Source organism: Pontibacter sp. MBLB2868, assembly GCF_051904785.1.
Taxonomy (GTDB): Bacteria; Bacteroidota; Bacteroidia; order Cytophagales; family Hymenobacteraceae; genus Pontibacter.
In genome coordinates this window covers 4091688-4104564 of the sequence record NZ_CP196710.1, presented here as the reverse complement: position 1 = coordinate 4104564, position 12877 = coordinate 4091688, and the positions used below count along the sequence as shown (strand labels likewise).

The following is a 12877-nucleotide window of genomic DNA, read 5'->3' as shown; positions in this document are numbered from 1 at the left end:
ACCCTTAAAGTAACATCATAATTTATCGCCACAAACAACATTACTTGCCAATAAAACTGACAAGTCAAGCGCTTTACAATATTATAGAAGCTCGAAAAACATCAAAAGGTAACATACCTCGACAAAAAAATAGCCGCAGGCTATGAACCTGCGGCTACTCATAAGTATAAGTTTACACTTTGTATTTACCCTTCGTAGTAAAACTCGCCTTTACTGCTTCTGATGGTGAGTTCGTTACTCTTACTTGCCTCTACGCGACCAATGATCTGCGCCTCTACACCAAACGATTTCGAGATATCGATCAGCTCCTGCGCATACTGCTCCGGCAGGTAGATCTCCAGGCGGTGGCCCATGTTAAAGACTTTATACATTTCTTTCCAATCGGTATGGCTTTGCTCCTGTATAATGCGGAACAGCGGCGGCACCGGGAACAGGTTGTCTTTAATGATGTGAACCTTATCGGTAAAGTGAAGTACTTTAGTTTGAGCACCTCCGCTGCAGTGTACCATGCCATGTATGTGCTGGCGGTGCTGCTTTAGTATCTCCATTACGATAGGCGCATAGGTACGTGTTGGCGAAAGCACCAGCTTCCCTACTTCCATACCTGTTTCTTTCTCAATATCGGTTAACCTGTAGTTACCGGAGTAAACCAGGTCTACAGGCAACTCAGGGTCATAGCTCTCCGGATAAGAAGCTGACAGGTATTTATGGAACACATCGTGGCGAGCTGACGTAAGGCCATTGCTGCCCATGCCGCCGTTATACTCCTCTTCATACTTTGCCTGCCCGTAAGAAGCAAAACCTACGATCACGTCGCCGGGCTGTATGTTGTCGTTAGAGATCACTTCGTCGCGACGCATTCGGGCGGTTACGGTGCTGTCCACGATAATGGTGCGCACCAGGTCACCCACATCGGCAGTCTCACCGCCTGTGCTGTAAATGCCTACGCCTTTATCGCGAAGCATCTGCAGCACCTCTTCGGTACCGTTGATGATGGCGGCAATCACCTCTCCGGGAATGTGGTTCTTATTCCGGCCAATGGTAGAGGAAAGCAGGATATTATCAGTAGCACCCACGCAAAGCAGGTCATCGGTGTTCATCACTACGGCATCCTGGGCAATTCCTTTCCACACACTCAGGTCGCCTGTCTCTTTCCAGTACATATAAGCCAGCGAGGATTTGGTACCGGCCCCGTCGGCGTGCATGATGGCGCAGTAGTCTGGGTCTCCGGTGAGTATGTCAGGGATGATCTTACAGAACGCTTTCGGAAAAAGTCCTTTATCGATGTTCTTTATGGCGTTGTGCACGTCTTCCTTGGAGGCAGAAACGCCGCGGCGCAAATATCTATTTTCTTCCATAGCTGTGGATGATTTGCTTACAAATTTAGCAAAGCGAACGGGATAAGCAGTATGGACTGGAAATAAAAGTAACCGATTTTGCACTACCGGGTCCAACCACCCCTGCCCCTCCTTATCCTAGGAGGGGAGTTTTTTTCTACTCATCCTACTTCCTTGCGTTTACTTTACTATAACAAGTTATTACTACTTAATGGTAACGCACAACAGAAGGTATTTGAAAGAGAACCGGAGGCATTTGAGAAATAATTTAACGCCTGCGGAAGCTGAACTGTGGAAGCATTTGAAAGGTGGTAGCTTGGAAGGGAGAAAATTTAGACGTCAGCACAGTGCAGGTAATTATATTCTCGACTTTTATTGCCCATTTGAGAAGCTGGCTATTGAGCTGGATGGACAGGTACATAATAATGATGCTGCAGAATATGCCGATTATGAGCGTGATCTGTGGCTAAGAAGCTTGAATATTCGAGTACTCCGTTTTGAGAATAAAGAAGTATTCGAACATCTTGAGTCAGTACTACAGCGCATAAGAAGCGCCTTTGGTAAATAGAAATAGAGCTCCCCTCCTAGGATAAGGAGGGGCAGGGGTGGTTGGATCCGGTCCTACAGACAAAAAGAGCCGCACAAGTATAAACTTATGCGGCTCTTTACTTTTGTAGCGCTACACTGATTACTCTTGTATACGCACTACTTTAAATTCTGTACGGCGGTTACGCTGATGTTCTTCTTCGGTAGTAGCATTTTTCACCACTAGGCGGCTCTCGCCATAGCCTTTAGCTGAGATGCGCGAGCGGTCTATACCTTTCGAGATAATGTATTCTACAGCAGACTCTGCCCGGCGCTGCGACAGATCCTGGTTATAGGCATCGCTGCCGCGGGCATCGGTATGTGAGCTAAGTTCTATCGAAATACCTGGGTTATCGTTTAGCACCTGCACCAGTTTATCAAGCTCTACGGCTGCATCCGGACGTATATCTGCTTTGTCGTAGTCGTAGAAGATGTTCTCCAGCACGATCGCCTTTTCTTTCACGATCTCATTCAGTACCAACGTGGCTGTCAGGCGCACCTCATTTTCCTCCTCCGTCAGGTCCTCCTGCTTCGGCATCTTATCAACTGTGCTGATGCGCTGGCGTGCTGTAAAGAAGCCGGGTTTTTCTGCTATCAGGAAGTATGTAGAGGCTGTATCCAACGCAAAGGTAAACTGGCCATTTTCGCCTGTTTTCGTACTACGGAGGGCATTACCTGCCTCATCCTGTAAGGTTACCTCATGGCTTGGCACAGCCGCACGCTGTTTGGCACCTTCACGGAGTTGGTAAAGTGTTCCATCCACAAAGAAATTAACCAACTTACGCGCTGATTTGCTCAGGTAGTATAAATCGTCACCACCTTTGCCGCCTTCACGGTTAGATGAAAAGAAGCCTTTATTCTCGTTCTGCAGAAATATTCCGAAATCGTCGCCGGGAGAGTTGATTGGCTGCCCCATGTTTACCGGCTTGCCATTTTCTATCCGGAACAGGTCCAGGTTACCTAATCCAGGCAATCCGTCCGATGCAATGTAAAGCGTGCCATCCGGACCAACAGACACAAAGCTTTCGTTGCCTGGGGTGTTGATAGATGGGCCTAAATTTTCAGGGGCAGAAAAACGTCCGTTGTCGTCAATGGTAGATTTATAGATATCATTTCCGCCCAAGCCGCCTTTACGGTCAGACGAGAAGTATAATGTTTTGCCATCCGGCGAGAAAGCCGGCGATGAATCCCAGGCGCGAGGGTCGTTAATGCTTAGCGGCTTTGGTTCGCTCCAGGCGCCGGAACGGAAAAAGGAAATGAACATGTCTACGTTCTGACGGCCTTTCTTGGTCCCTTCGTTACTACGCGCAAAAACCATGGTGCGGCCTTCGTCGGTAAAGGTTGGCAGCGCATCGTGCATCCCCTCCAGGTTAATGTTCTCATACTTGCGCACATTACCCCCAATAGTTGCAACAGAGTCAGCAAGTGGTGTCGCAAAAATGTCTATAAAGCCTTCGCCATTGCCCATGTATACTTTATCTGCTCCACGTGTGGAAGAAAAGACCAGGTCATTATTCAACACATAAGGTGCAAATTCTGAGCCTTCTGTGTTCAGGGCTTCTAGGTTCTGTATCTCGTAGCGTGGCGCTTTATCGAGTATACTTTGTATGGTGCTGAAGTTCTCTATCTCACGGGCAGCTCTTGCTTTTAACTCCGGGTTAGAGCCAAACTTCATATAGTCCTGGAACTGTCCGCGTGCTTTATCATACTTGCCATTAGCCTTCAGGGCAAGTCCGTAGTAGAAAAAACCATCTTCTTTGCGATAGTTTGCATCCAGGGCAGCTTTATAATATGGTTCAGCTTCTGACAGGCGATTAGAAAGGCGGTAAGCTTCCGCTATTTTGTAATTCACCTCTCCCGGGTTAGCTGCGTTTTCAAGTCCTTTGGTATAGTACTGAATCGCACGCTCGTACTGCTCCTGCTCAAACCTCTTATCACCTTTACTGATATTTTTACCAGCCCCGCAGGAGCCCAGAAACAGTGCCAGCAGCAGTAGCAGCGCAGCTAGTTTAAACTGATGCGCAAGATGCCCGATATGTAGCGTTTGAAGCATGAACAAGTATGGTTAGTGTTTGCTTTATCAGAAATATTTGGTGAGCCAGCTAGTACCGGCAGGCCGTGGCCATGCCTGTTGCAGCTCTCCATAATTATTTACTAAAGTATCGAAGTATAAAGTATTTTGATCTATCTCTCCTGCCGCCACTTTGCTTTTCAGGTCACTTAGATTAACCTGCTCTACTTCACCTTCTTTTAAAAAGGCCAGCTTAGTCCGGTCAAAAAATGAAACTCCGAACTGCTGCTCCAGCTCCCGCACAAAACGCACAGAGGCATCAATGGAACAGCCACTAGCCGATGTCGCAGATTCATTATTAGCCAGGACCAGGAACTGGCCATAAAGCAACTTTGCAGATGCCTGTAAGCCTTTCCCGTGGCTACTCCACTCAGTAGCAAAACGCTCCAGAATCGGTTTTATTTCGCTTTGCTCCGCCTCGGTTAACGGCCTGTCGGCCTGGTAAATCCAGAGGCGCGCATGTGGCGGCAATTCGTCAAACGGAATATACATAGTAATGGTTGAATAGTTAAACTATTGCGTGGCTACACAGTTGATGATGAAATGTCGCAATAGTTTATTTACTTAATCCTTCAGCTTGTGCGATGAGCTCGGCAATGTCGAAAACTTTTACGGTTTCTTCCTGCTCCTTGTTCTTCACACCATCATTCATCATCACCATACAGAATGGGCAAGCCGTGGCGATCACACCATTGCCGGCTCCCAAGGTAGCCAGGGCCTCTTCTGTTCTCTCAATGTTAATATCTTTATCCCCGGGCTCAGGCTCCTTAAACATCTGGGCACCTCCGGCACCGCAGCAAAGGCCATTGGCGCGGCTGCGCTTCATCTCTACCAGGTCCGCATCCAGGGCAGCCAACACATCGCGAGGCGCCTCGTAGATATCGTTCGCTCTGCCCAGGTAGCAGGAGTCGTGGTAGGTAATACGTTGTCCTTTGAAAGCCTCTCCGCCCTTTACGTGTACTTTCCCTTCGTTTATCAGCTGCTGCAGGAACGTAGAGTGGTGAATCACCTCATAGTTTCCTCCCAGGTCAGGGTATTCATTTTTGATGGTGTTGAAGCAGTGCGGACAAGCCGTCACGATCTTCTTTACGTTGTAAGCATTCAGCACTTCGATGTTGGTAAGCGCCTGCATCTGGAACAGGAACTCGTTACCGGCACGCTTAGCCGGATCGCCGGTGCAGCTTTCTTCTGTTCCCAACACAGCATACTTCACACCCACATGCTCCAGTATCTGCACAAAAGCACGGGTTACTCTTTTATAACGGTCATCGAAAGCACCTGCACAACCTACCCAAAACAGGATCTCCGGTTCTTCGCCGTTCGCGGCCATCTGGGCCATAGTAGGCACTTTCACTAATCTCTTATTCTCTTCCATCTGTTATTTTAAAAAGGACACAAGACACCGGACTGAAGACACAAGACTTTTTATTATCTATTATGCCATTCATATAACCCTGAATCTTGTGTCTTACCTCTTATGTCTTATATCTGATAATTAGTTGTTGCTTGGCACGTATAATTCGTCGGCCCAGTTAAAGCGGTCGGCAGGCGAGAAAGCCCACGGCGCACCGTTGTTCTCGATGTTGGTAAACATAGCGTTCAACGAAGCCGGCGCAGCAGACTCCTCCAGCACCAGGAAGCGACGCAGGTCCATGATAGTAGACAGCTGATCGATATTCACCGGGCAGGCTTCTACGCAGGCATTACAGCTGGTACAGGCCCAAAGCTCTTCAGGAGTGATATAGCCACGAAGCAACGTTTTCTCTTCGGTTACCTCTACACGCTCCACACCCATTTCTTTATAGTGGTTAGGGTGATAAATTGCCGGGTGCTCTCCTTTTTCTTCCATCCTGTCGCGGGTATCCATCACGATCTTGCGCGGCGACAGCAGCTTGCCTGTTATATTGGCCGGACAAACGGATGTGCAGCGGCCACACTCGGTACAAGTATAGGAATCCATGAGCTGTTTCCAGGTCAGGTCTTCCACATCTCTTGCCCCAAAGCGCTGGATAATCGGATTTCCTTCGGCATCCATCTCCGGAGCGGGTGGCTGGTAGCTAGGGTCCAGCATGGCCTTGATCTCGTGTGTGATGGCTGGGTTTGTGGTGAACTTACCTTTTGGCAACAGCTTAGAGAAGTACACGTTCGGGAAAGCCATGATGATGTGGAAGTGCTTGGAGCTTGGCAGATAGTTCATAAAGGCCAGAATGCCCAGGATATGGAACCACCAGCCTACACGGCCTATCACATGCAAAGTGTCAGGGTCGCTGCCCAGGGCATTCACAAATAGAGAACTTACCGGAAATGCTCCTGCAAGGTGCGTTCCCCTTAGTTGCGCCAGCTTCAGATCAGAGATATTAAAGGCAAACAGAGCGATCATCAGCACGATCTCGGTGATTAGGATCAGGTTAGCGTCCAGCTTAGGCCAGGCACGCATTTCTACACCTTTAGAGAGGCGCGGCACGTGCGTGACATTTCTGCGCCATAAAAACATAACGCAGGCAATTATAACCAGTGCGGCCAGGATCTCATTTACCGCCATAAGGCCGCTGTACAGGATACCGGCAAAACCCAATATGCGGTGTGTCCCGAAAATACCGTCGATCAGAATTTCCAGTACTTCAATGTTGATCACCAGGAAGCCTACATACACAAACAGGTGTAGCACTGCGGGCAACATACGCTTAAACATTTTCTGCTGACCAAAGGCTACCAGCAATGTTTTATTAATTCGCTCTGACGGGTTATCCGCTATCACAAGGTCGCGGCCCATGAGTACATTTTTGCGGATCTTGCTGATCTGCCACACAAAGAGGCCAATGCCTATAGCGGCCACAATCAAGAAGATGATATTCTCTAGTCCTATTATCACGGCAATTTATTCGTTATACATACTATTTGGTATATAAAGATAGCAGAATAATGAGAAAGATGTACGGCAGCGCCATTTTTTAAAATATTTTTCTCAAGAATGTTTGCTACTTAAAAGTTAGTTACTACTTTTGCATACCCTTTAGAAACAAGGGGCACAACAAGAGCTGGTGATGTAGCTCAGTTGGTAGAGCAAAGGACTGAAAATCCTTGTGTCGTTGGTTCGATTCCAATCATCACCACCAGCAAAACCCTCTCCTTAACCGGTGAGGGTTTCTTGTTTTAGTGGCTTTACAGGGCTTTTTAAACTCAATCCTGAACCTTCCCTCCTATTCTAACTTAAACAGATGAGACTTTAACTAGTTTACGCTATTAGGCACAAAAGGCTACTATTCAATTCTTATCTGTCTCATGTACTGTCTCACTACAACATCAACTAGAGTTACTTTCAATGTTAAATAAATTAGAAACTACATTAAGAACTTCAAATATTTGCTTTTAAAGAAAGGTTGCAGCCACAGTGATTGGATTTATTAGAATTGATATAAAGCTACAGTAAGATCTTAACCAGGAGGATATCTAGTTTGCTTTTATAGGTTCTTTTTATTAAAAACCCAACTCGTTATTGACTTAACTAAAACGCCTACAGGAAGTTCTGAATTTAAAACTAAAGTAGCCTCACTAGGCAACTTCAATTGAACATCCACCTCTGTAGGATGATTATCAATATTGTGCATCTTACTTAAAGAAGAAACATCATCCCTCTTCCCCAACCTATTAAGTCGCTCAGACTCATCTATTGCTAAATAGATCAAGCAGATTGGCATTGGAGACACTAGCTCCTGCAAAATTTTATAAACTGCCCAATGCCTAATCCCATCAATGATAAAGGATTTGTTTTGCCATTCTATCTGATCAAGAACAGATTTACAGAATATGTAAGAGTTAACCTGCAATAGCTCTTCTCCAAGATCCTGTAAATATTCGCGTTGGTGCTCAATCCCCCTATTAGTGGCTTCTTTACGAACAAAATCACCAAAACTCACCAACTTCCAGTCTAACTCTTTCGCTACTTTTTTTGCTAATGATGATTTACCACTACCTATTTTGCCTGAAAATGCTAATACCATCAATCTACCTACACTTTTATTTTGTATCAAGGACAATCCAACCTCTTCTGTCCGCTTTTATGAAGTTTATAGATTGCTCCAATAGTTTTACATTGGTAATCTTCATTAGGGTAGCATAATTAGCATTCTTTTTTCTTTCCCAAAATTCTGGATTATTAATACATAAAGCTTTTGCATGAACACCTTTAATCTCTTCCCATAGGCTTTTATCAAGCTCATATGACCAAGCCTCTGTAACTCTACAAACTCCAACAATAGGTCCACCTGATTTTTTTATTAATATTATATCTCCTTTACCTACCTTCTTATAAGGGGATGTTTGATTTACAGAAAACCTAGACTCTAGTGTTTTTTGCCCATCCAGAATATATTGAAGATATGGCTCCACAAAAACGCCTAGATGAACCCTAATATTACATTTATACAATTCATTGTTAAATACTTGTCTCCAGTAATCATCATATAGTAAAACTCTATTAAGAGCAGTATACAAACTATCCTTCCACTCTTCGACACCTTTTGCCGAATACTTTATATCAAACATCATTATTGAATTTGGCCAGTAACAATTATCTTTATTAGCTCCAAAAGTCTATTTTTCTCGTACGACGAGACATTTATGTCTTGATCTAACATAGAACTTACCTCACTTATAGTACATCCTTTCTCTAGGTTTTTCAGATAGAGCTCTACTAAGGGCAAATTATCGATTCTCAATGCTATGTTATCAGAAGTCCAAAGATCAATCATTTTTCTTAGCGGTGAGCGTCTAGAAACAAAGGAAAATGTAAACCCTTTAGGATCTGCAGGATAGAATTCAAAAGCTTTAAAAGCCATTTCCTTTTTTTCCCTAAGTTTGATTTTCTTATTCCCAATAGTGAATTCAACCCATTGCTCATTCTCATCTACTGGCCATTGTTTTATGAAATAATCAATTTCGTTTTCTTTCTTAAAAACCCAAAGATCACCTTTCCTCCAGTTAGCACAAAATACACCATTAGCGATTAATGAATTATACTCAAATCTTGGTGTTTCATAGGATAACTCTCCTTCAAGCTCATCAATAAACACAAGTCCCATAGATGATGCTAACTCAATTATTCTAGCTCTATCTTCTTTTGCAGAAGGTCTTGTTAGCTCTGGCAGCACGCTTAGATACAATTTGCCACCAATATGTAACAGCTCACTACTACGTAACATGAAAGCCTCATAAAACTCATTATACCATGGAGGATCAGCGATTACAGCAGAAAAAACCTTCAAGGATTCTTTTATTGGATTTAATAAGTCAGCTTCGATTAATCCATGTTCAAAGCCTGCATCCTTTAGCTCTTTTATCAAAGAAGAGCTCTTAATGTAAAGTTTGGCTGGATAACCTTTATTAATAAGCAGAGGGTAAAGTGTTTTAGCACCAAGTAAGGCTATTTCTCCATCACATTTACCTAGATTTTTTATTGAATGATTTACTATAAACGAAGCAGTTGAAGCGTCGAATCTCCAGTCATAATCTGCAGGGTGAGGATCAGAAAACATTCTATTTGATGATACAGTCTTGGATAAGTGCAGTAGTGCGACTTTATCCTTTACAAGGTATGCTTGCTTGTCTTCTATATATGTGATACCTTCTTTCTTCAATATGTATAATACATCTAGTGGATAAGCCCCTTTTGCATTAGCTATAATATTATAAAGAGTCTTCTCTGCAGGGCTTTCTTTTTTAAGATAATATATAATGTGAGATTGGAGGTGCTCCAAATAATCAGGAGTGGATTCTAAAGCAGGAAGACTCATTGTTGATTTATATAATACTTAGTAAAGCTTATGCTCAAAAATCCTTTTAGACAACTCTTGTTTTGAAAATCTATTTTGCAACTCATTGTTCCAACACATTACTGCATCTTTTTGAATTTCTAATGAGCGATAATGGTCTTCTTTCATTCTAGACAGAGTAGGTGTAAATTCTTTTATTTGCAAAGGGATGGTTCTTAGAGGAAACAAAGGATGAACCTCTTCTTGCAGTTTATCAATAAGATTAGAAATATTTCTTCCTAAATCCTTATCTGTATTAGACGTCAGTGTAATATACCCATACATATCAATTCCAGTAGCAATTAGTCGCTTCATAATTTGAAACTGGTTGTAGAACAACTCAGGCCTAGCTTTAGTATTAAAAGAAAATGAGTTGGGGTCAAACCCTTTGAAACAACCTACTCTTCCATACATAGGATATGAAGCAATTCTAACTAGTTCTTGCTTAGTTAAGTGCTTCCACAAATAGTCATTACTTAGATTATCATCTGACCACAGGTAAACCTTTTGTGAAAGACCTCTCGCAACTAGAGCATCTATAAACCATAGAACCCATTCAGGAACAAGATCAGGCTGCCCCCCAGACAAATCAATTATAGGGCTCTTGAAGTCTTCATCTAGGTAAAAATCAATCAAATCATCAGCGGATAGAAATGATGATCTTTTCATATTTGCATTTAACAAACTGTAATCAACGAAGCAATACCAGCACCGCCAACTGCATATAGCATTCTGAAAGACTTGCACCTTAATTAAGTCTTCATAAGGCAGTCCTAAGGCTCTTGAAGCAGGGTCAATAGGTAAAGAATTAGGCGGAAAGAATGTATCACTCTCTCTTCTAAAGTGATGGATACGACCATATCCATTACAATTATACGATAGGGTAATATCTTTACTTTGCTCTGTCTCCCTAAAGCTGGTTATAAGTACTTTCCGAGTTTCTAAATCAACCCCTTTATTTCTCAAATGCTCAGAGCGCTCTAATGTATTTATGTGTTCTGCCAAGGGTTTTCTCGTAAAATTATATCAAAAGTTTAACTCCTGTTGTGCCTCGTTATTAGGAATATTCGGCACTCTTTCATCAATATATTTCATAATAAGCATTCCAAGATAATCTAAATCTTCATTAGACAATACTTTATCATAAGGAATCCTATGCCAATATTTGATGCACTTTCTACAGCAAGTTGCAGTAGCATGTTGGGCATAAAAAATGATATTTTCTTTGTCTACAGGAGTTTGAATCCCATCTCTAAAAATTTCTCTACCTGGGTTTTTAATAGATTTCGACAATCTAGCCTTAACCTCTTTCTCAAGTTTAGTTCTGCCTTTAATGAAGGTAGAGTTCTTTAAACTTTTACTAAGTGGAATTGTCCAGAACTTTTCTCTTATAAACTCTTGCCGCATTGCAATGAAAAGTTCATCAACTTTTAAAGTTGACAGGTTTTCCCAATCGACTAAACTAACATCACAAGCATGACAATTACCGCCAGTCAACAACTCGGGCTTAGCTCGTTTAGGCCTAAAACAATGGAGCCCTTCATCACAATCAGTACTAGTACAAGTGACTTTTGGTAGTGGCTCATCAAAATCTAAACTTTCCATTACAACAGCGTTGATTTAAACTTTTCTTAATGCATTAATTAGAATTTCTTTATCTATATCTGATAAGACATCTAACTTTGCATTTTTTAGCAGCAAATTACTAGCTATCTCCCAATGCCCACCCTGATCAGATTGTAAGTTTGTTGCTACTCCCCACCAGTTTACCCTCTGTTCAGCCATTAGCCTAAAAGCAATGTAATTAGCTAGAGCCCCCGAATCAACACCCTCATTATTAGCCACTTCCACAACCTTTGCCTTTAACTTTGGAAGGTAACCATTAACTTCTGTTATAGCTCTTCTAGATAGTTCATTAGCCTTACCGTTTAACAAGACCTGTCCTGCAAAAATATTAGCATCTTTTTCATCCTTAGAGAGAACCATTTCTTCATTGAAGTCATCATTGGATTCAATAAAATTAAGACTTGGATTATCTGGATGTTGAGCGGCATGCCTTACTTCATGGATCAAGTCATATAGCCATCTAGTACCAGAATTTGTCTTCTGTTTTAAAACAATAACGTTTTTAAAATCTACTCTCCAACAGGCTCCATGAAAATAACTAGAATCACTAAGAGGCAACACAGGAATGCCTAAATCCCATGTATATTGCAGAGCCGTTTCAAAATTAATTACATTGTACCTGTGAATTATTTGATTTCGAAAAGCTATATAATCTTCAGGTATTTCTTTTCTAGTTAAATGTTTACATGCTTCTAATAGTATCATAGCTACCATTTGTGCATATATAGTATAAGGAGCTATTTTTTCTATTTTTGCATTACTAGGCTTCTTAAATCGTGTTTGATATACTTGAGTTATATCTAGGTTCAGGTCATAGCCAGTTAGCAGTTTTTCAACATCAACATTCAGTATTCTTGAAATAACTGATGCAGCTTGTAAAACTTTATCTTTACTTGCATGTATTGAGCCCGATAATTGTAAAGCTAAATTCTGAGGCAAAAGTCTGTTTAATACAAACTCTTTCTTAAACCCAATTTTAGCTAAGTTAGAAAACATAGTAGACTTAGAGATCAAATCTTCAGATACAAAAACATCTTCCTTGATCTTGAGCTGTAAAGCTTGAGCAATCTCTTTAAGTCTTCTGAAACTAGCACCTTCATAACTTGTATCTTCATACCTTTGAACTTGCTGCTCCTTTATTCCCAATATTTCAGCTAAATCTTTTTGAGTTAAACCTGAAGCTATTCTAGCCTTAATTAGTGCGATTGGTAGTTCATCAAATGAATTTACACGTATTGTCCTAACTCTTCCTTGCTTCAATGCCTCATAACTAGCTATATCTTCAAGCATCTCATCAAGTTGGCTTTGTAAAGCATCTTGATAAGCTTTAAATTGTATAGGGTGCATGTTTTTCCCTTCAATTCCTGACAATAACTCATCAATTGATTCTGTAAACTTTGCAGCTTGTGCCTTGGTAAGTCTGTATTGCTGTTCGTTCTTGATCATAT

12 protein-coding genes and 1 tRNA gene are annotated in these 12877 nt (G+C 42.1%); 2 read left to right on the top strand and 11 right to left on the bottom strand.

What is annotated here, in order from left to right:
• Positions 1 to 185 precede the first annotated feature (185 nt).
• On the bottom strand, positions 186 to 1358 hold the full coding sequence (locus ACSX1A_RS17545; RefSeq protein ID WP_439880940.1) for an AIR synthase related protein: 1173 nt from the start codon (positions 1356 to 1358) through the stop codon (positions 186 to 188).
• 190 nt (positions 1359 to 1548) lie between these two features.
• On the opposite strand from ACSX1A_RS17545, the gene ACSX1A_RS17540 reads away from it, so the two are divergent.
• Positions 1549 to 1905 (top strand): endonuclease domain-containing protein, encoded by a 357-nt coding sequence (locus ACSX1A_RS17540; protein WP_439880939.1) that lies wholly within the window; start codon positions 1549 to 1551, stop codon positions 1903 to 1905.
• A gap of 120 nt (positions 1906 to 2025) precedes the next feature.
• Here ACSX1A_RS17540 and ACSX1A_RS17535 read toward each other — a convergent pair whose 3' ends face one another.
• The 4 genes from ACSX1A_RS17535 to ACSX1A_RS17520 all read right to left on the bottom strand — a co-directional run bounded on the left by ACSX1A_RS17535 (position 2026) and on the right by ACSX1A_RS17520 (position 6862).
• Entirely contained in the window at positions 2026 to 3975 is a 1950-nt protein-coding gene (locus ACSX1A_RS17535) for an OmpA family protein (protein ID WP_439880938.1), read from the bottom strand.
• A 27-nt stretch (positions 3976 to 4002) separates the two neighbouring features.
• A complete protein-coding gene (locus tag ACSX1A_RS17530) occupies positions 4003 to 4485 on the bottom strand; it encodes a hypothetical protein (protein ID WP_439880937.1) in 483 nt (160 codons plus the stop codon).
• 64 nt (positions 4486 to 4549) lie between these two features.
• Positions 4550 to 5368: a (Fe-S)-binding protein gene (locus ACSX1A_RS17525; RefSeq protein WP_439880936.1), complete on the bottom strand. Its 819-nt coding sequence runs from the start codon at positions 5366 to 5368 to the stop codon at positions 4550 to 4552.
• Between the two features lie 120 nt (positions 5369 to 5488).
• Positions 5489 to 6862, bottom strand: a complete 1374-nt coding sequence (locus ACSX1A_RS17520; RefSeq protein ID WP_439883566.1) for a 4Fe-4S dicluster domain-containing protein — start codon at positions 6860 to 6862, stop codon at positions 5489 to 5491.
• Between the two features lie 171 nt (positions 6863 to 7033).
• On the opposite strand from ACSX1A_RS17520, the gene ACSX1A_RS17515 reads away from it, so the two are divergent.
• Positions 7034 to 7109 (top strand) — tRNA-Phe (locus ACSX1A_RS17515).
• Between the two features lie 345 nt (positions 7110 to 7454).
• Here the strand turns inward: ACSX1A_RS17515 and ACSX1A_RS17510 are convergent.
• Genes ACSX1A_RS17510 through ACSX1A_RS17485 form a run of 6 tightly spaced genes read right to left on the bottom strand, consistent with a single transcriptional unit; the run spans position 7455 to position 12875 of the window.
• On the bottom strand, positions 7455 to 7994 hold the full coding sequence (locus ACSX1A_RS17510) for an ATP-binding protein (protein WP_439880935.1): 540 nt from the start codon (positions 7992 to 7994) through the stop codon (positions 7455 to 7457).
• A 16-nt stretch (positions 7995 to 8010) separates the two neighbouring features.
• On the bottom strand, positions 8011 to 8541 hold the full coding sequence (locus ACSX1A_RS17505) for an ASCH domain-containing protein (protein ID WP_439880934.1): 531 nt from the start codon (positions 8539 to 8541) through the stop codon (positions 8011 to 8013).
• Positions 8541 to 9785 carry a hypothetical protein gene (locus ACSX1A_RS17500; RefSeq protein ID WP_439880933.1) on the bottom strand — a complete coding sequence of 415 codons (1245 nt, stop codon included), beginning with the start codon at positions 9783 to 9785 and terminating at the stop codon, positions 8541 to 8543. Before ACSX1A_RS17500 ends, ACSX1A_RS17505 begins: the two co-directional genes overlap by 1 nt.
• Before the next feature lie 18 nt (positions 9786 to 9803).
• Positions 9804 to 10808, bottom strand: a complete 1005-nt coding sequence (locus ACSX1A_RS17495) for a hypothetical protein (protein ID WP_439880932.1) — start codon at positions 10806 to 10808, stop codon at positions 9804 to 9806.
• Positions 10809 to 10829: 21 nt separating this feature from the next.
• Positions 10830 to 11408, bottom strand: coding sequence for a DUF4186 family protein (locus ACSX1A_RS17490; RefSeq protein WP_439880931.1), 579 nt, complete (start codon positions 11406 to 11408; stop codon positions 10830 to 10832).
• Positions 11409 to 11423: 15 nt separating this feature from the next.
• The gene (locus tag ACSX1A_RS17485) at positions 11424 to 12875 is read right to left on the bottom strand and encodes a helix-turn-helix transcriptional regulator (protein WP_439880930.1); all 1452 of its coding nucleotides are present in this window, start codon (positions 12873 to 12875) and stop codon (positions 11424 to 11426) included.
• Positions 12876 to 12877: the final 2 nt, after the last annotated feature.